The sequence below is a fragment of the Streptomyces sp. NPDC047525 genome (assembly GCF_040643025.1).
In the GTDB taxonomy this organism is placed as follows: Bacteria; Actinomycetota; Actinomycetes; order Streptomycetales; family Streptomycetaceae; genus Streptomyces; species Streptomyces durmitorensis.
On record NZ_JBEYTL010000008.1, the window covers coordinates 352,760 to 375,027 of the forward strand.

Genomic DNA, 22,268 nt, shown 5'->3' on the forward strand with positions numbered 1-22,268 from the left:
GGCTGGTGGACGCGGAGCACAGCCCTGCCCTGGGCGCGCCCGTGCGTCACCCTCCCCTCCCCAAGGCTCTGAGCCGAGCGAGGGAGTGCTCCACGTGACCATCGCGCCAGCCGAACCTGCGTCAGCGCAGACCACCGACGGTCAGCAGACCGCCGACGGCCCAGGAACCGCGCTGCTGCGTACCCTGACCGAACTCACCGCCGACCTCCCCGACGCCGACCCCGGCCGCGTCGCCGCCGCCGCGCTGCGCGGGCGTTCGGCCAGGGCGGACCTCGCGGAGCTGCGTACGCTTGCGACCGAGGCCGCCGCCGGGCTCATCTCCGAGGACCCGACGTACTCGCAGCTGGCGGCGAGGCTGCTCAGCCTCAGCATCCGTGACGAGGCCGCGTCGCAGGGCGTGCGCTCCTTCTCCGACTCGATCGCCGTGGGGCACCGCGAGGGCCTGATCGCGGACCGCACCGCCGCGTTCGTCGTCGACCACGCGGAGCACCTCGACACTCTCGTGGAGGCGGCCCTTCAGGACGGCGCCGACTTCCGCTTCGGCTACTTCGGCCTGCGCACCCTGCACAGCCGCTATCTCCTGCGCCACCCGATCACCCGGCACGTCATCGAGACCCCGCAGCACTTCATGCTGCGCGTCGCGAGCGGCCTGGCCGAGACTGCATCTGATTCAACGACAGCCAGCACCCGCTCGGTGGACGAAGTCGCCGCCCTGTACCGCCTGATGAGCCGCCTGGACTACCTGCCGTCCTCGCCGACGCTCTTCAACTCCGGCACCCGCCACCCGCAGATGTCCTCCTGCTACCTCCTCGACTCCCCGCTGGACGAGCTGGACTCCATCTACGACCGCTACCACCAGGTCGCGCGCCTCTCCAAGCACGCGGGCGGCATCGGCCTCTCGTACTCCCGCATCCGCGCCCGCGGTTCGCTGATCCGCGGCACGAACGGCCACTCCAACGGCATCGTCCCGTTCCTGAAGACCCTGGACGCCTCCGTCGCCGCCGTGAACCAGGGCGGCCGCCGCAAGGGCGCCGCCGCGGTCTACCTGGAGACCTGGCACTCCGACATCGAGGAGTTCCTGGAGCTGCGCGACAACACGGGTGAGGACCAGCGGCGCACGCACAACCTCAACCTCGCGCACTGGATCCCGGACGAGTTCATGCGCCGGGTCGCCGCGAGCCAGGACTGGTCGCTGTTCTCGCCGGCCGACGTGCCCGAGCTGGTCGACCTGTGGGGCGACGAGTTCGACGCCGCCTACCGCAAGGCCGAGGCAGCGGGGCTCGCCCGCAAGACCATCCCCGCCCGCGACCTCTACGGCCGCATGATGCGCACCCTGGCGCAGACCGGCAACGGCTGGATGACGTTCAAGGACGCCGCCAACCGCACCGCCAACCAGACGGCGGAGCCCGGCCACACGGTCCACTCCTCCAATCTCTGCACGGAGATCCTGGAGGTGACGGACGACGGGGAGACGGCCGTCTGCAACCTCGGCTCGGTGAACCTCGGCGCCTTCGTGGACACGGCCGCCGGTGACATCGACTGGGAGCGGCTCGACGAGACCGTCCGCACCGCCGTCACGTTCCTCGACCGCGTCGTCGACATCAACTTCTACCCGACCGAGCAGGCCGGCAGGTCGAACGCCCGGTGGCGTCCGGTGGGCCTGGGCGCCATGGGTCTGCAGGACGTCTTCTTCCAGCTGAAGCTGCCCTTCGACTCGCCCGCGGCGCGCGCCCTCTCGACGCGCATCGCCGAGCGGATCATGCTCGCCGCGTACGAGGCGTCCGCGACCCTCGCCGAGCGCAACGGCCCGCTGCCCGCCTGGGAGAAGACCCGCACCGCGCGCGGCGTCCTGCACCCCGATCACTACGGCGTCGAGCTGACCTGGCCGGAGCGCTGGGCCGCGCTGCGGGAACGTATCGCCGTGACTGGTATGCGCAACTCGCTCCTTCTCGCGATCGCGCCGACCGCCACGATCGCGTCCATCGCGGGCGTGTACGAGTGCATCGAGCCGCAGGTCTCCAACCTCTTCAAGCGCGAGACGCTGAGCGGTGAATTCCTCCAGGTCAACGCCTACTTGGTGCAGGAGCTCAAGCGGCTCGGCGTCTGGGACGCGCAGACCCGTGAGGCGCTGCGCGAGGCCAACGGCTCGGTGCAGGGCTTCAGCTGGATCCCCGCCGAGGTGCGCGAGCTCTACCGCACCGCGTGGGAGATCCCGCAGCGCGGCCTGATCGACATGGCCGCCGCGCGCACGCCGTTCCTGGACCAGGCGCAGTCCCTGAACCTGTTCCTGGAGACGCCGACCATCGGCAAGCTCTCCTCGATGTACGCGTACGCCTGGCAGCAGGGTCTGAAGACCACGTACTACCTGCGTTCGCGCCCCGCGACCCGGATCGCCCGCGCGGCGGCCGGCCGCACCGAGGCCGCCGAGCCCACCCCCGCCCCCGTCCCCGCGCAGGTCTCGGCCGAAGACGCCGTCGCCTGCTCCCTGGAAAACCCCGAGTCCTGCGAGGCCTGCCAGTAATGAGCTCCACCACCAACGCCGAGAAGAACCTCCTCGACCCGGGCTTCGAGCTGACCCTGCGCCCCATGCGCTACCCGGACTTCTACGAGCGCTACCGGGACGCGATCAAGAACACCTGGACCGTCGAGGAGGTCGACCTCCACTCGGACGTCGCCGACCTCGCCAAGCTCTCGCCCGGCGAGCAGCACATGATCGGCCGTCTGGTCGCGTTCTTCGCGACCGGCGACTCGATCGTCTCCAACAACCTCGTGCTCACGCTCTACAAGCACATCAACTCCCCCGAGGCACGGCTCTACTTGAGCCGCCAGCTCTTCGAGGAGGCCGTGCACGTCCAGTTCTATCTGACGCTGCTCGACACCTATCTGCCCGACCCTCAGGACCGCGCGGCGGCCTTCGACGCGGTCGAGGAGATCCCCTCCATCCGCGAGAAGGCGGAGTTCTGCTTCCGGTGGATGGACTCGGTCGAGAAGATGGACCGCCTGGAGAGCAAGGCGGACCGGCGCCGCTTCCTGCTGAACCTGATCTGCTTCGCCGCGTGCATCGAGGGGCTCTTCTTCTACGGTGCCTTCGCCTACGTCTACTGGTTCCGCTCGCGCGGTCTGCTGCACGGCCTCGCGACCGGCACGAACTGGGTCTTCCGCGACGAGACGATGCACATGAGCTTCGCCTTCGACGTCGTCGACACCGTCCGCAAGGAGGAGCCCGAGCTCTTCGACGACGCGCTGCAGACGCAGGTCACGGACATGCTCAAGGAGGCCGTCGAGGCCGAGCTGCAGTTCGCGCGCGACCTGTGCGGTGAGGGCCTGCCCGGCATGAACACCGACTCCATGCGCGAGTACCTGCAGTGCGTCGCCGACCAGCGGCTCCAGCGCCTGGGCTTCGCGCCGGTCTACGGCTCGTCAAACCCGTTCTCGTTCATGGAGCTCCAGGGTGTCCAGGAGCTGACCAACTTCTTCGAGCGGCGTCCTTCGGCCTACCAGGTCGCGGTCGAGGGTTCGGTCTCCTTCGACGACGAGTTCTAGGACGTCGGACCGCTGTGAGCTGCGCGGGGAACGGGGGGCCTCGCGCAGCTCGCGGTCGATCCGGCGGTCGTGGACGTACCCGACGAGCGAGGGTGCGGCCAGCAGAAGGAGGACGGTCAGGACGGTCGCGTAATCCAGGAATGCGTTCATGTCCTCACTGTCCTGCGTGCCGGACGGTGGCGTCAGTGGCAGGACTGCCACACACCATCGACTTACTGCCAGTCCTGCGGCACACTGGCGGACATGCTGCAGGAAGACACTCTGAAGAACGTGGCCGCCGTGCTGCTCGACGGCGTGAATCCCTTCGAACTCGGCGTCGTCTGCGAGGTGTTCGGCCTCGACCGGAGCGACGAGGGCCTCCCCGTGTACGACTTCGCGGTGGTCGCCGGTGAGAGCGGACCCCTGAGCAATCACGCGGGGTTCTCGATCACCACTCCGTACGGCATCGACCGGCTCGAAGAGGCCGATCTCATCGCCGTGCCCGCGGGCCAGTCGTTCGTGGACCGCGACTACCCCGAGGATCTGCTCGCCGCCCTGCGCCGCGCGGTGGACCGCGGGGCCCGCGTCCTCTCCGTCTGCTCCGGGGTCTTCGTGCTCGGCGCCGCGGGGCTGCTCGACGGCCGCCGCTGCGCCGTGCACTGGCAGCACGCCACGGAGCTCGCGGTGCGCTATCCGCGCGCCCGCGTCGAGCCCGACGTCCTGTACGTGGACGAGAGCCCGGTGATCACTTCGGCGGGCACCGCCGCCGGCATCGACGCCTGTCTGCACATCGTGCGCCAGGCACACGGCACCGAGGTCGCCAACGCCATCGCCCGGCGCATGGTCGTACCGCCCCACCGCGACGGCGGCCAGGCCCAGTTCGTGGCGCGCCCGCTGCCGCGCACGTCCTGCGACACCGTGGGCGGGGTGCTCGCCTGGATGGAGCGCCATCTGGACGCGGACATCACCGTCGAGAAGCTCGCCGAGCGCGCGCACATGTCGCCGCGCACCTTCGCGCGCCGCTTCCAGCAGGAGACCGGCACCACGCCCTACCGCTGGCTCCTGCGCCAACGGGTGCTTCTGGCGCAGGAGTTGCTCGAAGGGTCGGACGAGACGGTGGACGCCATCGCCGGGCGTGCCGGTTTCGGCAACGCCGCGGCGATGCGTCACCAGTTCCTGCGGGCGCTCGGCACCACGCCGAACGCCTACCGCCGCACGTTCCGCGGCCCCGCCGTCAGCGCTTCTCGACCCGAAGGACGAGCTTCTTCGGCTGCAGCGTGATGCCGATCTTCGTGTCGGCGTCGGTCTCCGGCACCGGCGCCAGGTGCCACTTCGGGGCCACCGTCGCCAGGATGATGGCGAGTTCGGCCAGGCTGAAGTGGTCGCCCGGGCACTTGCGGTTACCGGTGCCGAACGGCATCATCGCGAACTCCGGTACGTCCGAAGCGCGTTCCGGATTCCAGCGGTCCGGGTCGAACCGCAGGTGCTGCTCGAAGGAACGCGGATCGCGCTGCATCGCGTACACGCTGTAGACGATGTCGGCGTTGGCCGGAATGCGGTAGCCACCCAGGTTGGTTTCTCCCACCGACCGGCGCGTGAATATCCAGGCCGCCGGCTGTATACGCATGGCCTCGGTGACCACATTCCGGGTGTGCGGCAGGTCCTTGAGGTCGGCGAATGTGATCTCCCGGCCCGGCGCGACGGAATTTACCTCTTCAACCAATCGCCTTTCCTGCTCGGGGTGTTCGGCCAGCAGATGGAACGTCCACGCCAGGGTCGACGCGATATTCTCGGCGCCCGCCACGACAAGCGAGATCACATGGTCGTGGATCTCCTGGTCGCTGAGCGGCCGGCCCGACTCGTCGCACGCCCGCAGCATTTCGGCCAGCAGGTCGTTCTGGCTGGCATCCGCCGCCCTGCCCGCCTCGACTATCTCGTCGACCACCGCGTGCAGATCGGCGAGCGCGTTCTGGAAGCGGCGGTTGCCCTGGGTCGGCACGCGGTACAGCGGCCCGACCGAGAGGACCATCCTGCGGTAGAGCCCCTCGAAGACGGTGTGCAGCGCCTCGGCGATGCGGTCCGCCTTCTCGCCGATCGCGTCGACCTCCAGGAGCGAGCGGGACACGATGCGCACGGCCGCGCGGAACATCTCCGCGCCGACGTCGACCGTGTCGCCCGGCTGCCAGCGCGCTGCCGTGGCGCGGGCCTCCTCCTCCATCACCTTGGCGTAGTCGGCGATGCGCTCGGGCCGGAACGCGGGCTGCATCATGCGCCGCTGCCGCCGGTGCAGCTTGCCGTTACTGGTCGCCACACCCTTGCCGAGCAGTACTTCCAGGGTGTCCCAGAGGGGCCCTCCGACGATGTAGTCGGGGCTCCGCAGGAGCCGTCCGACCAGCTCCGGGTCGCAGACCGCGTACGCCGTCTTGGGTCCCAGCCTGATCCGTACGAGATCACCGTGGTCGCGCAGCGCGGCGAGGAAGCCGAGCGGGTCGCGCACCAGGTTCCAGGCGTGCCCGATGAGCGGGGCGCCGCCGCCGACGAGAGGTGGGGTTGTCGCGGGTGTCGCGGGTATCGCGGATTCGACGCTCATTCCTCACCAACCAATTCAGTTTCGGCCAAGTCGCTCATTCCGGCGTCGCTCACATACGGGGGAATGGACCTGTCGTCCCAGCTGTCCACCCGATAGCGGCCGGATTCGTGGTGGAACCAGTACACCGATGAGAACCAGTTCCGCATGTTGAAGACGCAGGATTCCACTGCGTCCGAGAGTTCCCGTCCGCGCGCACTTCCGTCGTCCAATTTCCCGGCGAGGCACAGTACTTCTTTCTCCGCCACGAGGAAATCCGATATGCAACCGGTGACCCGCCGGTGGACTTCCGCCACGGCTTCTTCGAGAGACAATCCCTCGTGCTGGATCAGGCTGATCCCGAGATTGTGCAATTCATCTCCCGCGAGTTCCTTGGGGAGTGAGCACAGGTCGTTGTACCAGGCGGAGAAATCCTGCGTGGCGAGCGCGGCCCGCCGATATGCCGGATGCTTCCGCACGTCCCGCGGCAGTTCGTGGCGCGCCGTGGGTTCGAGCAGGTCGATCCACGCCCAGTGGGCGAAGGTCAGCCTTCGCAACTCAATGTAGGCCTCGACCGTCGGGACCGTCCCGGTCCTGCGGTTCCTGAACTCCAGGTCGTACGCCTCGATCACGCTGTGGAAGTGCCTGGCGAACCGGGCGTTCCAGCTGGCCCCGAGGTGCGAGTACAGCCGCAGGACACAGTCCGCGAACCCCGCGACCAGAGGGTCGCGGTGGCGCAGTTGCTGCCGGGGCGCCCGGAGCGTCTCGTGGAGTCCGCGGCACAGCCGGCGCCACTGCGCCGCCCTGCCGTGGACCGAGTCGCGGTCGTGCCGGTCGTCCCAGGCGAAGAACCAACTGCTGAGGTCGGCTATCGCGCTGAGCAACTCATCGGGGGCGCCAATGTAGTAGCCGGCGACCAGGTCGGTGTAGCACAGACTGTCGGCGTACCGCTCGACCTTGTCCGCGGGCATCAGCCGCATTTCGCGCAGCCATGTCCTGGACTTCTCCTGAAGCTCCGGCCAATACGGATGCAGTCGTCGTGGAAAATCTGCCTCGATCACCGGGAGCGCCAGCGCCGGCGGCACGGATACCCCCGGTGTCTGTGGCTGTGTCGGTGAAGTGCCATATGAATATGCAGGCACGGACTAGCCCCTCTCAGCCGCCTGGGGACGCGCGCCCCTCCCGCCGTACCAGGCGCGCGCCGTTGCGTATCCCCGCGCTTTCCATTCAGCACCACAACTGACCGTTCAGGGAACAGATTTGCGCCATTCACTACCCCCCAGTGCCGAGAAAATCCACTTACGTGACCGAATCTGGATCATCAGAAGCCTGTTTTGCTCGCACAGCTGACCGGTTCATGCGAACGGCCCCTGGCCGGGAAGGAGTTCCCGGCCAGGGGCCGCAGGTGGCTCGCGGTGCGCGCGTGCCTGGAGTCGACTCAGTCGTTCGGCACGACGGGGTAGCGCGGTGTGCCCTCTTCCATCTGCCGCAGCGCGTCCTTGCGCTCACGCTTGGACAGGCGGTCGATGTAGAGGTAGCCGTACAGGTGGTCCGTCTCGTGCTGGAGGCAGCGCGAGAAGTAACCGGTGCCCCGCACCTTGATGGGGTTGCCCTTCTCGTCCTGCCCGGTCACCTCGGCGTAGTCCGGGCGGGCCAGCTCGGCGTAGGCCGTGGGCACGGAGAGGCAGCCCTCGTTCGACTCGTCCAGCTGGCGGCGGTCGGCGGGGACCTCGCGCAGCACGGGGTTGCAGACCGCGCCGACGTGGCGGCGGCCCTCGTCGTCCATGCAGTCGTAGACGAAGACCTTCAGGTCGACGCCGATCTGGTTGGCGGCAAGGCCCACGCCCTCGGCGGTCCGCTGGCTGGCGAACATGTCGGCGACGAGCTGCGCGAGCTCGTCGTCGAAGGCGGTGACGTCCTTGCACTCCTTGTGCAGCACAGGGTTGCCGACGACCGTGATGGGCCGGGACGTGCCGCGCTCGCGGTGGGCCGTCTCCCGCTCCTCGCAGTCCTCCGTGTCGATGACGAAGCCCTCGTCGTCTACGGGGAGGACCCCGCCCGAGGCCTGCTGCTCAGTGTCCTGCGCCATTGTCCGACGTACGCCTTCCTGGGAACCCACAAGAGATGGTGCCGGTACAGCCTACGGCCAGGAGTCAGCAGACCTCTTCCAGATCCCGCCAGTCACGGGAGTCCGGGCTGTCCGCGACCCAGCCGTCGAGCAGCCCGCGCACCAGTGCCGCGGGCGCCGCGATGCCGCACTCGCGCTCAGGCACCCACAGGGCGCCGGGGCTGCGGTGGCCGAGCGGTCCGGGGTGGCCCGGTTCGCTGTGGTCGTGCGGGTCCAGGTGCTCGCCGTCGCCCTCGTCGCTCGGCATGCGGCTCTCGGAGCACATGCGGCAGAGCAGCCGTACGGACGACGACCAGTCCTCGGCGGCGAAGCCGGCGTCGGCGGCGAGCTTCTCCAGGGCGTCCCTGTCGTCCTCGGTGGCGGCCTCCAGGAGAACCACCCAGGTGGGGACGGGCGAGGGCGCCCACAGCTCGATCTCGTCGAAGACGGGATACGAGTCCCCCGCCCCCGTCGTCCGCTCGCCGTGCGGAACGCCGTCGTGCAGCACGACCTCGCCCCAGCGGCGCCCGGAGGAGGGCAGCGGAATGGAGAGCACCTCGATACGGGCGGGGTCGAGCCTGCGCCCCCACACCACCTCGGCCTCACCCTCCGGCGAGAGCCGCACGGCGGCGCTGCCCAGGTCCATGCCGGTGGGCTCCCCGGAGGCGGCCACACCGCCGGGCACCTTCAGGCCGTACGCCTGCCAGGCGCGCCGGGCGAGCGGCCAGTCCTGCAGGGCGGTGGCGGCGATGCCCACGTTCCACCAGTCGGGGGCGCCCTGCGACCGGTCGAGCAGCGCGACGGCCCGCAGACCCGCGGCCCGCGCCTGCTCCCAGTCGTGCCGGAACTTGTGGAGCAGCGCGAGGTTGAACCAGGACTCCGAGAGCCACGGCTCGAGATCCGCCGCGCGGGTCAGCAGAGCGCCCGCGTCCTCGTACCGCCCGTCGCCGATCAGCGTGAAGGCGCGGTCGGTGGCCTGCCGCCATGAGGCGGAGGGCCGGTGCCGTCCCTTGCCGAAGATCCTCACGATTCCCGCCTGCCGGTACTTGAGTCCTGCGTTCCGATGTGCCCTGAGGGCCCTCTTTGCATCCAACCACGTACGGTCGGACGGCCGCTCATTACCCATGGGTTACCCAGCCGACGGCAAGCTATGACCGCCCCGCGCAAGCACGCGGGCCAGGGCTTCCACCACTTCGGGCTGGTAGTCGCGGCCGGTGCCCAGACGCAGCCGCTCCAGGGCGTTGAGAGGGCCTGTGGGACCTTCTCCCCTGGCCATCTCGTCGTACGCGTTGGCGGCCCGCACGATGCGGGCGGTGAGCGGCTGCTCACGGTACGGGTCCGCCTGCCGCTCCACGACCACGGCGACGTCGCCCTTCACCCCCGTCTGACGCACGACGGCACCCCCGAGCAGGGCGATCCGGCGCTGTTCCGCGTCCGGCAGGAAGGCGGTGGCGCCCGCGGGCACGGGGTCGACGAGGGAGAGCTGCCCGATGTCGTGCATGAGGGCCGCGTACTCCAGGACGGCGAGGTCTGGCTCCGAGAGCCCCAGCTCACGCCCGACGGCCCGGCTGAGCCCGGCGACGCGGCGGGCGTGGCCCTGCGGGGTGTACCCGGCGATCTCGGTGGACCGGGCGAGCGAGGTGATGGTCTGCCGGTAGGTGGTCCGCACCGCGGCGTACCGCCCGAACGACAGCTGGGTCAGGAGCAGCGGCAGGCTGAACACCGGCAGCGCCCAGAGCCCCGCCACGGCCACCGCGAGCGCCATGACGGCCCCTGTAGCGCACACGGCGGACCCGATGCCGAGCATGGCCCGCAGCTCGTCTCTCAGGATGGGACCGAAGGGCAAGGGGGTACCTCCCATGCCCTTAAGGCTATGGGGGAGGGTACGGGCGTGGGCCATGGCCGCGGCGAGCACGGCGTCGCACAGGGCGGTCAGGACGAGCAGCGCGGCGATGACGACGGCGAAGGCGGGCCCCTGGCCCACCCACTCCTCCAGCTTCCCCGCGTTGTAGAGCGGCTGGAAGCACGCGGCGGCGAAACCGACGGTCAGCACGCGCCGCGCCACGTGGTCGAGGGCGGGCCCCTTGCCGAGCGCCACGTGCGGCACGGCCCCGACGAGCGCGGCCGCGACGACGACGGCGATCACCTGGAGGACGCCGTGGTGCGTGGTCCGCCCCCCGACCTCGCCGAGCAGCGCGTACGCGAGGGCGCCCGCGGCCCCGAGCGGCGCGGGCTCCCGGTCGCTCCCCCCGGCCCCCCACCGGGCCAGCTCCCCCACGGCGACAAGCCCCCCAAAGGCCAGCGCGACCCCTCCTTCATGCACGCCGTGCCAGAGGGTCCAGCCGAGGGCTAGGAGGGTGAGGATGCCTGCGGCGCCATAGACAAGCACGCTCACGGTTGTGGGCAGGCGTGCGGCGCTCACCGCGCTCCAGCCTGGGGGGCCGCAGGAACACCGGTGGCCCCTTGCCGCGGGACCGGCACATCCGCGGTGTCCGCGGTGACAGCCGGGTGCCACCCATGCCGCTCCAGCGCCCGCTGCAGAGCCGCAACCATCGCAGGGTCGAACTGTGCCCCCGCGCAGCGGGAAAGCTCAGCCACGGCAGCGGCAACAGGCCTCCCCCGCCGATAGGACCGCGTGGACGTCATGGCGTCGAACGCGTCCGCGACGGCCACCACCCGCGCGAACTCCGGAATCTGCCGCCCCACGAGCCCGTAGGGATACCCGCTCCCGTCGATCCGCTCGTGGTGGTGCAGGATCGCCGCCCGCGCCTCCCCGAGGAAGCCGATCCCGCGCACCATTTCGTGCCCGTACTCGGGATGCAGCTCGATGACCCGCCGCTCCTCGGGGGTCAGCGGCCCGTCCTTGCGCAGCAGCCGGGTCGGTACGCCGAGTTTGCCGACGTCGTGCAGGATCCCTGCGAACCGCAGGCTCTCCACCCTCTCGTCCGCCATCCCCAGCTCCCGCGCGATCATCACGGAGGCCCGCCCCACGCGCTCGCTGTGCCCGCGGGTGTACCGGTCCTTGATGTCGACGGCCTGCACGAGCGCCCTGATCGTGGCCTGGTGGGCGGCGCGCTCGCGGTGGTACTGCGCGAAGACCCAGCAGGAGACCCCCATCGGGAGCAGCACGAGGAGCGCGGCGAGCGGCCCGTACGGACTGCGCCACAGCACCGCCATCATCAGACCGGCGAGGCCGTGCACCGCGACCGGCGCGAACGACCGCAGGAAGAGCCCACGCCAGGCGGTCCGCACCGGCACCCGTTCCGCGGTGGCCAGGATGCCGCCGTCCAGGACGGTCAGGACGAGGGAGAAGGCGAGGACGGCCGCTCCGGCGGGCAACAGGGCGTACGGAAAGTCGGGCGCGGCCACCGCGTCGCGCCCGCCGAGCGCTCCGTGCACCCACGCCGCGGCCCAGGCGGCCAGGGCGATCTGGGCCGCGCGCCACACCCTGCGCACCCACCGCGGCTGCCGCTCGACGCGGGCGAGCAGCGCCCCCGGCACCGCGACGAGCGCCGCGGCGGCGGGCGGCAGCAGGAAGACGGCGGCGAGCAGCACGGGGAAGAAGGTGCCGAGGCCGCCAAGACCGGGCGCGGCACGGCGCCCGATGACCCGGCACCGCGTGACCTGCTCGCACCCGGCGTAGAGCGCGGCGAGCAGCGCGAGCGCGCCCCACGGCGTGCGCGACGAGGTCAGCGCGGGCGCGGCGCAGGCGGCGCCGGCGAGGGCGGCGCACAGGATGTAGGCGCGCGCCCATGGAGCGATGGACCGCATGGCACTGTCTCCTCCCCCGTGACCGTCCCCAGGGACCACGTTCCAAGGTCCGGAGACTAGAACGGCTGCCCCTCTCTCCGAGACCCCCTCGCAGAAATTGGCACGTACGAGTGATGGAGAACAGAAAAAAGCAGGTCGTGACGGAGTCCCGTCACGACCTGCCCACACTCAACTTCCGGAAGCTCAGGCCTCCTTGGCCCGCAGGCCCTTGGCCTGCACACCGCCCTCGGCAGTCACCGTCTCCACCGTCACGTCGTGGTCGGGCACGGCCTCGCCCGAGCGGATGAGATCGATGCGTCCCATGACCTTGGCGCGCAGGTCGACGGGCACGTCGTCCTGGCCGCAGCAGCGCTTGACCAGCTTCTTGACCGCCTGCTCGAGGCCGTACTTCTCCAGGCACGGAGAGCACTCCTCGAAGTGCGTCTCGAACTTGGTGCAGTCGCTGTCCGGCATCTCGTGGTCCAGGAACTCATAGAGATGGTCCAGGACTTCACTGCAATCCGTCTCGTGCGGCTCTCCGCAGCTCATGAGCCTGAGCCTTTCGCTTCGTTCGACGACTCTGACGCGGCGCCGGCGGGGACGAGGCCGCGGTCACGGGCGTAGTCCTCGAGCATGCCGCGCAGTTGGCGACGGCCGCGGTGCAACCGGGACATCACCGTACCGATGGGTGTCCCCATAATGTCCGCGATCTCCTTGTACGCAAAGCCCTCTACATCTGCGAGATAGACGGCGATGCGGAATTCCTCGGGGATCGCCTGCAGCGCGGACTTCACGTCCGAGTCCGGCAGGTGGTCGAGCGCCTGCGACTCGGCCGAGCGCAGACCGGTGGACATGTGCGACTCGGCGCGCGCGAGCTGCCAGTCCTCGATCTCCTCGGCGGCGCTGCGCTGGGGCTCGCGCTGCTTCTTGCGGTACGAGTTGATGAACGTGTTGGTGAGGATGCGGTACAGCCACGCCTTGAGGTTCGTGCCCTCACGGAACTGGTGGAACGACGCGTACGCCTTGGCGTAGGTCTCCTGCACCAGGTCCTCGGCGTCCGCCGGGTTGCGCGTCATGCGCAGCGCCGCCGAGTACATCTGGTCGAGGAAGCCCAAGGCGTCCCGCTCGAAGCGGGCCGTGCGCTCCGCCTGCGTCTCGGCGCTTCCGTCGGGTCGCTCCGCCTGGCCGTTCTCGGCCCCTGCGTCGGTCCCAGTGACCGGACCCACCTCCTCCAAAGACGTGGTGAGACCGAATGCAGCCCCACTCGAATCGGAGGATAGACGACGATCCGGTCCCGCCGCCGCCCGAATAGGAGCGGTCTTGGGCGCGCTCAACACCGTCCATTCCAGGTCAGAGGCGCTGGAGCGGGCCGGGCAGATGGTCGAACCCATGCGGCGGACTTCCTCTCGTACTAACAGCGTTTAGCGTCTGTTCGGCACAACAGAGGTCATCCGCGCAACATTCCCGTCCACCGGATGACGCCATCCGTGATGAGCGTCATGGCATCGGCCTCGCTGATTCCCGCGCGTTTCGGCGTCCCGAAGCTGTGATCGCCGTAGGGCACCTCCACCAATTCGTACGTCCCCTCGGGGAACTCGGCGGGCTTCCCGAAGGGGTCGTTGCCGCCCTGCACCACCAGCGTCGGCACCCCGGCGCCGAGCAGTTCCTCCGCGCGCGACTTCTCCGGCTTGCCCGGCGGGTGCAGGGGGAAACTGAGGGCGAGTACGGCTGCCGCGCCCAGCTCCGTGGCGGTACGGCAGGCGACGCGTGCTCCCGCGCTGCGGCCGCCCGCGATCACCGGGAGCCCCGGTTTCGCGAGCGCGGGCCACAGGCCCCGCCAGCCCACGTCCAGCGTCTTGGGTGCGGGCGCCAGCTTCTTGCCCGCCACCCGCCAGGGCTGCTCCACCAGGGCGACGGTCACGCCGTGTGCGGGCAGCGCGGCGGCGACGGCTTGCAGGTCACGGGCCTCGATGCCGCCGCCGGCGCCGTGGCTGAGCGCCAGGACCAGGCGGGCCTTGGTCTTCGGCGCGGGGTGCCAGGTGATGCGTGCCTCACCCGCGTCGGTCGGAACGATCTCACTCTTGGGCTCACTCTTGGTCACGTCAGAAGAGTGTGCCTTCTTCGGGGCCCTCCAGCTCCTTGAGCAGCTCCGGCCCGTTGTTGCGCACGTTGCTGACCGCCGTCGACACCGGGTAGGCCCGCATCAGGCCGTGCGGCGGCGGTTCGAGGAGCGTCCGCAGGTCCTCGACGTCCGTGCGCGCGGGGTCGAGCCAGGCGTCCCAGCGGTCCGGCGTCAGCATCAGGGGCATCCGCGGGTGGATGTCGGCCAGCGTGCGCGGCCCTTCGTCGGGCGCGACGGCCAGGGGCGAGGTCTCCGCCTCCGTGGTGATCACCGTGCAGGTCACCCACCAGGCGAGGGGGTGCTCGTCGGGGAGCGTCTTGTCGCGCCAGAACTCGTAGAGGCCCGCCATCGCGAAGACCGATCCGTCGGCGGGCGTCACGAAGTACGGCTGCTTGCGCGGCCGCTTCTTCTTGCCCTCGACCTCGAGGTCCCGCTCGCCGGAGCCCGTGACCCACTCGTAGTAGCCGTCGGCCGGGATGACACAGCGGCGCGAGGTGAAGGCCCGGCGGTAGGAGGGCTTCTCGTGCACCGTCTCCGCGCGGGCGTTGATCATCCGGGCGCCGCCCTCGGGCGTCTTGGACCAGGACGGGACGAGGCCCCACTTGAGTGTGCGCAGCTGGCGAACCGGGCGCGGGTCTTCCGCGTCTTTCACAGGACGGTCGAGGACCGCGTAGACCTCCTTGGTGGGGGCCACGTTGAAATCGGGGGCCAGCGCCTCCTCCGGCTCCCACTTCTCGATCTCAAAGACTCCTGCGAGATCCTCGGGCCTACGACTCGATGCATACCGTCCGCACATACGTGCCAGACTGCCAGACCCCGTACACCCAGAGGAGCCGGTCCCGACAATGGCACGAGCAATGGAAAGCATGGCGAACGCCAGCCTGACCGACCTCTGGGACCGCGTCTTCGGCACCCAGGCCGCCCCCGACGAGTGGCTGGTGATCGCCACCGGTGTCGTCGCGCTCGCCGTCGTCGTCCCGCACGGCGTCTGGCGGATAGCCCGCAACGCGATCACCATCGCGCACGAGGGCGGCCACGGCCTGGTCGCGCTGCTCACAGGGCGCCGCCTCGACGGCATCCGGCTGCACTCCGACACCAGCGGCCTCACCGTCTCGCGCGGCAAGCCCACAGGCCTCGGCATGATCCTCACCGCGGCCTCCGGCTACACCGCGCCGCCACTCCTGGGCCTCGCCGGCGCCGCACTGCTCGCCGCCGACCACATCACGGCGTTCCTGTGGATCGCGACGGCGCTGCTCATCGTGATGCTCGTCATGATCCGGAACGCGTACGGCGCCCTCACCGTGATCATCACCGGCGGCACCTTCCTGCTCGTCTCCTGGCTGACCAGCTCGCAGGTGCAGGCGGCGTTCGCGTACGCCGTGGTGTGGTTCCTGCTCCTGGGAGGCGTACGTCCCGCCTTCGAGCTGCAGTCCAAGCGCAGGCGCGGCGGTGCGGGCGACTCGGACGCGGACCAGCTGTCCCGGCTGACGCACGTGCCCGCGGGTATGTGGCTCTTCCTCTTCCACGCCGTCTCACTGTGCTCGTTGATAGGCGGCGGACGCTGGCTGCTCGGGCTCTGAGCAGCGGACTTCCCCCAGCTCCCTGCCACTAAAGTGGGGGCATGACCGTTAACCCAGCGCACAGCACCCTCTGGCCAGCCCCGCACGCGAGCGGAGCCGTCGCCGCGACGGTCCATGTGCCCGGGTCCAAATCGGTCACCAATCGCGGCCTCGTCCTCGCCGCACTCGCCGCCGAGCCCGGCTGGCTGCGCCGGCCGCTGCGCTCCCGCGACACGCTGCTGATGGCGGGTGCCCTGCGCACGCTCGGCGTCGGCATCGAGGAGGGTGTGGGCCCGGACGGCTCCGGCGAGGCCTGGCGGATCATCCCCTCCGGGCTGCAGGGCCCCGCCACGGTCGACGTCGGCAACGCCGGCACGGTCATGCGGTTCCTGCCCCCGGTCGCCGCCCTTGCCGACGGCTCGATCCGCTTCGACGGCGACCCCCGTTCGTACGAGCGGCCGCTGAACGGCGTGATCGACGCCCTGCGCGTGCTCGGCGCCCGTATCGACGACGACAGCCGCGGTGCGCTGCCGCTGACCGTGCACGGCAGCGGCGCCCTGGACGGCGGCCCGGTCGAGATCGACGCCTCCTCGTCCTCGCAGTTCGTCAGCGCCCTGCTGCTCTCGGGCCCGCGCTTCAACCAGGGTGTCGAGGTGCGCCACACCGGCTCCGCCCTGCCCTCCATGCCGCACATCCGGATGACCGTCGACATGCTCCGCGCGGTCGGCGCCCAGGTGGACACCCCGGAGTCGGGCGGCGAGCCGAACGTGTGGCGGGTCACCCCCGGCGCCCTCCTGGGCCGCGACCTGACCGTCGAGCCCGACCTCTCCAACGCCCAGCCGTTCCTGGCCGCCGCGCTGGTCACCGGCGGCCGTGTGACCATCCCCGACTGGCCCGCGCACACCACGCAGCCCGGCGACAAGCTGCGGGAGATCTTCACCGAGATGGGCGGTTCCTGCGAACTGACCCCGCAGGGGCTCGTGTTCACCGGGTCCGGCTCGATCCACGGCCTCGACGTGGACCTGAGCGAGGTCGGCGAGCTCACCCCCGGCATCGCGGCCGTCGCGGCGCTTGCCGACTCCCCCTCGACCCTGCGCGGCGTCGCCCACCTGCGCCTCCACGAGACGGACCGCCTGGCGGCCCTCACCAAGGAGATCAACGAACTCGGCGGCGACGTCACCGAGACCGCCGACGGCCTGCACATCCGTCCGCGCCGCCTGCACGGCGGAATCTTCCACACGTACGACGACCACCGCATGGCCACCGCGGGCGCGATCATCGGCCTGGCGGTGGAGGGCGTGCAGATCGAGAATGTCGCGACGACGGCGAAGACGCTGCCCGACTTCCCCGACCTCTGGACCGGAATGCTCGGGAACTGACGGGCGGATCCAGGACATGCGCCGTTACGGAAAGAACCCCGACGAGGACGACATCCGCGTCCGCCCCAACCGCAAGGGCAACCGCCCGCGCACCCACATCAGGCCCAAGCACGAGGACGCGTCCGACGGCATGGTCCTCACCGTCGACCGGGGCCGCCTCACCGTCCTGGTCGACGACCGCATCGTACTGGCCATGAAGGCCCGCGAACTGGGCCGCAAGGCCGCCGTGGTGGGCGACCGGGTCTCGCTCGTCGGCGATCTCTCCGGCAAGAAGGACACCCTCGCGCGCATCGTGCGCATCTCGCCGCGCACGTCGGTCCTGCGGCGCACGGCCGACGACGACGACCCCTACGAGCGGGTGGTCGTCGCCAACGCCGACCAGCTCGCCATCGTCACCGCCCTCGCCGATCCGGAGCCGCGCACGCGCCTGATCGACCGCTGCATCGTGGCGGCGTACGACGGCGGTCTCACGCCGCTCCTCGTCCTGACCAAGTCCGACCTGGCGTCCGCGGACAAGCTCCTGGAGACGTACTCCACGCTCGACATGCCCTACGTGGTGACCAGCCGCGAGGAGTTCACCGACGACGCGGAGCTCTCCCGGGTGCACGAGGTGCTCGACGGCAAGGTCACCGCGTTCGTCGGGCACTCCGGGGTGGGCAAGACGACGCTGGTCAACGCCCTGGTCCCGGAGGAGCAGCGGCGCAGCACCGGGCACGTCAACGCCGTCACGGGCCGCGGGCGGCACACCACCGTGTCGGCACTCGCGCTCCCCCTGGCGGGCTCGACCGGCGGCTGGGTGATCGACACGCCCGGCGTGCGCTCCTTCGGCCTGCACCACGTCGACCCCTCCCGCGTCATCCTCGCCTTCCCCGACCTGGTGCCGGGGACGGAGGGCTGTCCGCGCGCGTGCAGTCACGACGAGACGGACTGCGCACTGGACGCGTGGGTGGCGGAGGGACACGCGGATCCCGCGCGTCTCTACTCGCTGCGCAGGCTCCTCGAGACCCGCGAGCGACGCGAGGACGACTGACCTCGCCGTTCTTCGCGCCCTGGGCGGGGCGGCAAGGGCATAATCGCACCAGGCCTGATCCAGGCCGGGCGAGGCGGTCACCGAACGTACGGTTGCGGGAGGCAGATTCATGGCGTGGCTGCTGGTCATCGTCGCGGGGTTCCTGGAGACCGGGTTCGCGGTCTGCCTCAAGCTCTCTCACGGCTTCACCCGGCTCTGGCCGACGATCACCTTCGCCGCCTTCGCCCTCGGCAGCTTCGGTCTGCTCACCCTCGCGCTGCGCAAGCTCGATGTGGGTCCCGCGTACGCGGTCTGGACGGGCATCGGCGCCGCGGGCACCGCGATCTACGGAATGATCTTCCTCGGTGACGTGGTCTCCACGCTCAAGATCGTCTCCATCTCGCTGGTGATCGCCGGCGTCATCGGCCTGCAGCTCTCGGGCTCCGCCCACTGAGCGGTTCTCTCCGCCGAGCGGCTCCGCCCACTGGGCCGACCCGCTCAGGCGTTGATCCAGCGCCCGAGGACCCCGCGCACCAGTTCCACGGGATCCTCACCCGCCGGCGAGGGCGCGACGACGTACGACAGCGCCATCCGCACCGCGCTCTCGCAGGCCATGGCCAGCTCCTCGGTGTCCTTCGGCCGCGCCCTGCCGTTCAGCGCGTTCACCGCCTTGTCCCGGACGAGAGCGAGCAGTTCGGCGGGCGAGGGGACGCCCGCGTCCGCCCGCCGCTGCGCCGGTACGGGCGACGCGGAGGCCCCGGTCCTGCTCGGCGCGGGCAGGCGTTCGCTCCAGCAGCCGGTGAGCATGGCCCGCGCGAGTTCGTTCCCGCGTGCGGCGGCGATCGTCCACGCGCTCACGGCGGCGAGCCGGTCCACCGGACCGCCCTCCACGGCCAACGCGCGCTCCACGCCGTGCAGATACGCGTCGGTCTCGCGCCGGAGCAGGGCGCGCGCGAGGCCGTCCTTGCTGCCGAACTCGTTGTAGAGGGTCTGCCGGGACACTCCGGCGGTGGCCGCGACATCGACCATGCGTACGCCTGGCCACGGTCGGCGGGCGAGCGCCGTCTTGGCCGCGTCCAGTAAGGATTCCCGTGCTGCAGGCATCGTCGCCTCCCGGGGCCGAAGCGGCTCTGCGGCCAGAGTTGACGCGCTCGGGAGCGGTGTCAATAGTCCCGGCGCGACCTCGCACGGTATGCGTCATGTCCCGGAATGGCCCGGACATACGGCGCTGTGGCTCAGGCACAACGAGATCGATACTGTTCACTCATGCCCGACTACCACGATGATCTGCGTCTTGCCCACGTCCTCGCGGACGCCGCCGACGCCGCGACGATGGACCGGTTCAAGGCCCTCGACCTCAAGGTCGAGACCAAGCCGGACATGACGCCGGTGAGCGAGGCGGACAAAACGGCCGAGGAGCTGATCCGGTCGAACCTGAAGCGGGGACGGCCGCGCGACGCGATCCTCGGCGAGGAGTTCGGCGTCGAGGGCACGGGCCCACGCCGCTGGGTGATCGACCCGATCGACGGCACCAAGAACTACGTACGCGGGGTACCGGTCTGGGCCACGCTGATCGCGCTGATGGAGGCGGGCGAGGGCGGCTTCCAGCCGGTGGTGGGCGTCGTGTCGGCCCCGGCCCTCGGGCGGCGCTGGTGGGCGGCGAAGGGTGCGGGCGCCTTCACCGGGCGCAGCCTCACCTCCGCGAGCCGGCTCAAGGCCTCCAAGGTCTCGCGGCTCCAGGACGCGTCCTTCGCGTACTCCTCGCTCTCGGGCTGGGAGGAGCAGGGGCGCCTCGACGGGTTCATGGACCTCACGCGCGCGGTCTGGCGCACCCGTGGGTACGGCGACTTCTGGCCGTACATGATGGTCGCCGAGGGCTCGATCGACATCTGCGCGGAGCCCGAGCTCTCGCTCTGGGACATGGCGGCGACCGCGATCATCGTGACCGAGGCGGGCGGCACCTTCACCGGCCTCGACGGCACTCCGGGCCCGCACAGCGGCAACGCGGCGGCGTCGAACGGCCTGCTCCACGACGAGCTGCTCGGCTACCTCAACCAGCGCTACTGAGGCGCACGCCTCGCTGGCGCACGCCCTGAACCAGCAGCACGCGCCCCCTTGTTGATGACCCGCATGGCTGCGACTCTGAGAGTCCCCCCACTTGTGAACTTGTGAATCGCTTCTCTTGCGGTCCACTCAGGAGGTGGCTCAAGCCCATGCTCGTCCGCGACGCCATGAGCACGATGGTCCTCACCATCGGCCCCGCCCACACACTGCGCCAGGCGGCCCGCCTGATGTCGACGCGCCGCGTCGGCGCGGCCGTCGTCCTCGACCCCGACACCTGCGGCCTGGGAATTCTGACCGAGCGCGACGTCCTCATCTCGGTGGGCCAGGGCCAGAGCCCTGACGCCGAGACCGCGGGCACACACACCACGACCGACGTCGTCTTCGCCGACCCGTCCTGGACCCTGGAGGAAGCGGCCGACGCCATGTCGCACGGCGGCTTCCGGCACCTGATCGTGATGGAGGGCAACGAACCCGTCGGGATCGTCTCGGTCCGCGACATCATCCGCTGCTGGGCCCCGAGCAGGCGCCGCGCGGCGACCTTGACGGTCTGAGCGCACGCTCCCCGGCACGCCCCGGAAACAGAGGGCGGGCCGGACCCCCGAGGGGATCCGGCCCGCTTTTCTCCTACGACAAACGATCTCAGCCGCGAAGGGCCTGGACCGCGGCCTCGAGCCGCTTGCCGAAGTCACCGTCCGCCTGACGGAAGTTGTTGATCGCGCGCTCGGCGATGTCGTCGCGCGAGACACCCGCGATGTTGCCCGCGAGGTTCTCGATCAGACGGCCCTTCTCGTCCTCGGACATCTTGCGGTAGAGGTTGCCCGCCTGCACGAAGTCGTTGTCCTCGGCGTGCGAGGGAGCCTCGTGGTTGCCCGTGCCGCCGGTGACCGGGGTGGACACCCACAGCGGCCGGTCCGTCTGGAACGGGCCGCCGAAGGAGTTCGGCTCGTAGTTCTTCGCGCCCTTGTGGCGGCCGTCGTACAGGAAGCCGTCACGCGAGTTGGTGCGCGCCTCGGTGGCGTGCGGGCGGTTCACCGGCAGGTGGTCGGCGTTGATGCCGACGCGGTAGCGGTGGGCATCGCCGTACGCGAAGAGGCGGCCCTGGAGCATCTTGTCCGGCGAGGGACCGATGCCCGGCACGAAGTGGGCGGGGCTGAAGATGGACTGCTCGACCTCGGCGAAGATGTTCTCCGGGTTGCGGTTGAGCTCCAGCTTGCCGATCTCGATCGGCGGGTAGTCCTCGTGCGGCCACACCTTGGTGAGGTCGAACGGGTTGAAGCGGTAGTTCGCCGCCTCGGCCGCCGGCATGATCTGCACCTGCACGGTCCAGGACGGGAACTCGCCGCGCTCGATGGCCTCGCGCAGGTCGCGCTGGTGGGAGTCGGCGTCCTCACCGGCGAGCACAGCCGCGTCGGCCGCCGTCAGGTTCTTGATCCCCTGGTCGGTCTTGAAGTGGTACTTGACCCAGAAGTCCTCGCCGGCCTCGTTGTTCCACTGGTAGGTGTGCGAGCCGTAGCCGTTCATGTGGCGCAGCGTCGCCGGGATGCCGCGGTCGCCGAAGAGCCAGGTGACCTGGTGGGTGGACTCGGGGCTCAGGCCCCAGAAGTCCCAGACGTTGTCGGCTTCCTGCGAGCCCGTGTACGGGTCGCGCTTCTGCGTGTGGATGAAGTCGGGGAACTTGATGGCGTCCTTGATGAAGAAGACGGGGGTGTTGTTCCCGACCAGGTCGTAGTTCCCCTCCTCCGTGTAGAACTTCAGCGCGAAGCCACGGGGGTCGCGCACGGCGTCGGCCGAGCCGAGGTTGCCGGCGACGGTGGAGAAGCGGAGGAAGGTCTCCGTCTGCTTGCCGACCTCGGAGAGGAACTTCGCACGCGTCCACTGCGAGACGTCGCGGGTCAGCGTGAAGGTGCCGTACGCGCCGGCGCCGCGGGCGTGGACGATGCGCTCCGGGATGCGCTCGCGGTTGAAGTGCGCGAGCTTCTCGAGCAGCGCCTGGTCCTGGACGAGCACCGGACCGCCGACACCAGCGGTCTCGCTGTTCTGATTGTCGGCGACCGGCGCTCCGGCCTCCGTGGTGAGCGGTCCCTGCGTCACGTGCGCCTCCTGCGTCATTTCCTGCAAGTCCTGTCCTTCGGCGTCTGCCCTTGACGTCCGCTTTTGGCGTCCGTCGATCCCGATCCTACGATGGACTTT

General features: G+C 70.2%; 21 protein-coding genes. 9 read left to right on the top strand and 12 right to left on the bottom strand.

Annotation, left to right across the window (positions count from 1 at the left end):
• Window positions 1-94 precede the first annotated feature (94 nt).
• The 3 genes from ABZ833_RS25125 (at window position 95) to ABZ833_RS25135 (ending at window position 4,803) form a co-directional block, all read left to right on the top strand.
• Entirely contained in the window at window positions 95-2,521 is a 2,427-nt protein-coding gene (locus ABZ833_RS25125; protein WP_361050301.1) for a ribonucleoside-diphosphate reductase subunit alpha, read from the top strand.
• Entirely contained in the window at window positions 2,521-3,543 is a 1,023-nt protein-coding gene (locus ABZ833_RS25130; RefSeq protein ID WP_361050304.1) for a ribonucleotide-diphosphate reductase subunit beta, read from the top strand. The genes ABZ833_RS25125 and ABZ833_RS25130 overlap by 1 nt, the downstream gene beginning before the upstream one ends.
• 243 nt (window positions 3,544-3,786) lie before the next feature.
• The gene (locus ABZ833_RS25135) at window positions 3,787-4,803 is read left to right on the top strand and encodes a helix-turn-helix domain-containing protein (protein ID WP_361050307.1); all 1,017 of its coding nucleotides are present in this window, start codon (window positions 3,787-3,789) and stop codon (window positions 4,801-4,803) included.
• Here ABZ833_RS25135 and ABZ833_RS25140 read toward each other — a convergent pair.
• The 10 genes from ABZ833_RS25140 to ABZ833_RS25185 form a co-directional block, all read right to left on the bottom strand.
• Window positions 4,757-6,112 (bottom strand): cytochrome P450, encoded by a 1,356-nt coding sequence (locus ABZ833_RS25140; RefSeq protein WP_361050310.1) that lies wholly within the window; start codon window positions 6,110-6,112, stop codon window positions 4,757-4,759. The genes ABZ833_RS25135 and ABZ833_RS25140 overlap by 47 nt on opposite strands.
• Entirely contained in the window at window positions 6,109-7,230 is a 1,122-nt protein-coding gene (cyc1, locus tag ABZ833_RS25145; RefSeq protein ID WP_361050313.1) for an epi-isozizaene synthase, read from the bottom strand. The genes ABZ833_RS25140 and cyc1 overlap by 4 nt, the downstream gene beginning before the upstream one ends.
• Before the next feature lie 296 nt (window positions 7,231-7,526).
• A complete protein-coding gene (def, locus tag ABZ833_RS25150) occupies window positions 7,527-8,177 on the bottom strand; it encodes a peptide deformylase (RefSeq protein ID WP_361050316.1) in 651 nt (216 codons plus the stop codon).
• Window positions 8,178-8,241: 64 nt separating this feature from the next.
• Window positions 8,242-9,222, bottom strand: coding sequence for a hypothetical protein (locus ABZ833_RS25155; RefSeq protein ID WP_160510510.1), 981 nt, complete (start codon window positions 9,220-9,222; stop codon window positions 8,242-8,244).
• Window positions 9,223-9,324: 102 nt separating this feature from the next.
• Window positions 9,325-10,590 (bottom strand): HD domain-containing protein, encoded by a 1,266-nt coding sequence (locus tag ABZ833_RS25160; protein WP_361050818.1) that lies wholly within the window; start codon window positions 10,588-10,590, stop codon window positions 9,325-9,327.
• Between the two features lie 23 nt (window positions 10,591-10,613).
• Complete coding sequence (locus ABZ833_RS25165; RefSeq protein WP_361050320.1) at window positions 10,614-11,966, bottom strand: HD-GYP domain-containing protein; 1,353 nt, start codon at window positions 11,964-11,966, stop codon at window positions 10,614-10,616.
• Between the two features lie 183 nt (window positions 11,967-12,149).
• Window positions 12,150-12,494 carry a mycothiol system anti-sigma-R factor gene (rsrA, locus tag ABZ833_RS25170; protein ID WP_249587851.1) on the bottom strand — a complete coding sequence of 115 codons (345 nt, stop codon included), beginning with the start codon at window positions 12,492-12,494 and terminating at the stop codon, window positions 12,150-12,152.
• Window positions 12,491-13,171, bottom strand: coding sequence for a sigma-70 family RNA polymerase sigma factor (locus ABZ833_RS25175; protein ID WP_361050325.1), 681 nt, complete (start codon window positions 13,169-13,171; stop codon window positions 12,491-12,493). Before ABZ833_RS25175 ends, rsrA begins: the two co-directional genes overlap by 4 nt.
• A 221-nt stretch (window positions 13,172-13,392) precedes the next feature.
• Window positions 13,393-14,046 carry an alpha/beta family hydrolase gene (locus ABZ833_RS25180; RefSeq protein WP_361050328.1) on the bottom strand — a complete coding sequence of 218 codons (654 nt, stop codon included), beginning with the start codon at window positions 14,044-14,046 and terminating at the stop codon, window positions 13,393-13,395.
• A gap of 1 nt (window position 14,047) precedes the next feature.
• The gene (locus tag ABZ833_RS25185; RefSeq protein ID WP_249587854.1) at window positions 14,048-14,863 is read right to left on the bottom strand and encodes an SOS response-associated peptidase; all 816 of its coding nucleotides are present in this window, start codon (window positions 14,861-14,863) and stop codon (window positions 14,048-14,050) included.
• A gap of 61 nt (window positions 14,864-14,924) precedes the next feature.
• On the opposite strand from ABZ833_RS25185, the gene ABZ833_RS25190 reads away from it, so the two are divergent.
• The 4 genes from ABZ833_RS25190 (at window position 14,925) to ABZ833_RS25205 (ending at window position 18,468) form a co-directional block, all read left to right on the top strand.
• Window positions 14,925-15,647, top strand: a complete 723-nt coding sequence (locus ABZ833_RS25190) for a M50 family metallopeptidase (protein WP_361050821.1) — start codon at window positions 14,925-14,927, stop codon at window positions 15,645-15,647.
• Between the two features lie 41 nt (window positions 15,648-15,688).
• The gene (gene aroA, locus ABZ833_RS25195) at window positions 15,689-17,005 is read left to right on the top strand and encodes a 3-phosphoshikimate 1-carboxyvinyltransferase (protein ID WP_361050332.1); all 1,317 of its coding nucleotides are present in this window, start codon (window positions 15,689-15,691) and stop codon (window positions 17,003-17,005) included.
• Between the two features lie 16 nt (window positions 17,006-17,021).
• Complete coding sequence (gene rsgA, locus ABZ833_RS25200; RefSeq protein ID WP_361050335.1) at window positions 17,022-18,035, top strand: ribosome small subunit-dependent GTPase A; 1,014 nt, start codon at window positions 17,022-17,024, stop codon at window positions 18,033-18,035.
• A gap of 109 nt (window positions 18,036-18,144) precedes the next feature.
• Window positions 18,145-18,468 carry a multidrug efflux SMR transporter gene (locus ABZ833_RS25205; RefSeq protein ID WP_344525002.1) on the top strand — a complete coding sequence of 108 codons (324 nt, stop codon included), beginning with the start codon at window positions 18,145-18,147 and terminating at the stop codon, window positions 18,466-18,468.
• A 44-nt stretch (window positions 18,469-18,512) separates the two neighbouring features.
• Here ABZ833_RS25205 and ABZ833_RS25210 read toward each other — a convergent pair whose 3' ends face one another.
• Entirely contained in the window at window positions 18,513-19,118 is a 606-nt protein-coding gene (locus ABZ833_RS25210; RefSeq protein ID WP_361050338.1) for a TetR/AcrR family transcriptional regulator, read from the bottom strand.
• Between the two features lie 162 nt (window positions 19,119-19,280).
• Here ABZ833_RS25210 and hisN point away from each other — a divergent pair, with 162 nt between their 5' ends.
• Entirely contained in the window at window positions 19,281-20,081 is an 801-nt protein-coding gene (hisN, locus tag ABZ833_RS25215; protein ID WP_361050341.1) for a histidinol-phosphatase, read from the top strand.
• A 146-nt stretch (window positions 20,082-20,227) separates the two neighbouring features.
• Window positions 20,228-20,629, top strand: coding sequence for a CBS domain-containing protein (locus ABZ833_RS25220; protein WP_361050344.1), 402 nt, complete (start codon window positions 20,228-20,230; stop codon window positions 20,627-20,629).
• An 88-nt stretch (window positions 20,630-20,717) separates the two neighbouring features.
• Here the strand turns inward: ABZ833_RS25220 and ABZ833_RS25225 are convergent, their stop codons facing one another.
• The gene (locus tag ABZ833_RS25225; RefSeq protein ID WP_361050824.1) at window positions 20,718-22,187 is read right to left on the bottom strand and encodes a catalase; all 1,470 of its coding nucleotides are present in this window, start codon (window positions 22,185-22,187) and stop codon (window positions 20,718-20,720) included.
• Between the last annotated feature and the right edge of the window lie 81 nt (window positions 22,188-22,268).

Bases quoted from the DNA above. Each gene is read 5' to 3' on its own strand.
- aroA (WP_361050332.1), top strand. From the start codon at position 15,689: ATGACCGTTAACCCAGCGCACAGCACCCTCTGGCCAGCCCCGCACGCG.
- ABZ833_RS25210 (WP_361050338.1), bottom strand. From the start codon at position 19,118: ATGCCTGCAGCACGGGAATCCTTACTGGACGCGGCCAAGACGGCGCTC.
- ABZ833_RS25220 (WP_361050344.1), top strand. From the start codon at position 20,228: ATGCTCGTCCGCGACGCCATGAGCACGATGGTCCTCACCATCGGCCCC.
- rsgA (WP_361050335.1), top strand. From the start codon at position 17,022: ATGCGCCGTTACGGAAAGAACCCCGACGAGGACGACATCCGCGTCCGC.
- ABZ833_RS25165 (WP_361050320.1), bottom strand. From the start codon at position 11,966: ATGCGGTCCATCGCTCCATGGGCGCGCGCCTACATCCTGTGCGCCGCC.
- ABZ833_RS25190 (WP_361050821.1), top strand. From the start codon at position 14,925: ATGGAAAGCATGGCGAACGCCAGCCTGACCGACCTCTGGGACCGCGTC.
- ABZ833_RS25130 (WP_361050304.1), top strand. From the start codon at position 2,521: ATGAGCTCCACCACCAACGCCGAGAAGAACCTCCTCGACCCGGGCTTC.
- ABZ833_RS25225 (WP_361050824.1), bottom strand. From the start codon at position 22,187: ATGACGCAGGAGGCGCACGTGACGCAGGGACCGCTCACCACGGAGGCC.
- ABZ833_RS25205 (WP_344525002.1), top strand. From the start codon at position 18,145: ATGGCGTGGCTGCTGGTCATCGTCGCGGGGTTCCTGGAGACCGGGTTC.
- ABZ833_RS25135 (WP_361050307.1), top strand. From the start codon at position 3,787: ATGCTGCAGGAAGACACTCTGAAGAACGTGGCCGCCGTGCTGCTCGAC.
- def (WP_361050316.1), bottom strand. From the start codon at position 8,177: ATGGCGCAGGACACTGAGCAGCAGGCCTCGGGCGGGGTCCTCCCCGTA.
- ABZ833_RS25140 (WP_361050310.1), bottom strand. From the start codon at position 6,112: ATGAGCGTCGAATCCGCGATACCCGCGACACCCGCGACAACCCCACCT.
- hisN (WP_361050341.1), top strand. From the start codon at position 19,281: ATGCCCGACTACCACGATGATCTGCGTCTTGCCCACGTCCTCGCGGAC.
- rsrA (WP_249587851.1), bottom strand. From the start codon at position 12,494: ATGAGCTGCGGAGAGCCGCACGAGACGGATTGCAGTGAAGTCCTGGAC.
- ABZ833_RS25185 (WP_249587854.1), bottom strand. From the start codon at position 14,863: ATGTGCGGACGGTATGCATCGAGTCGTAGGCCCGAGGATCTCGCAGGA.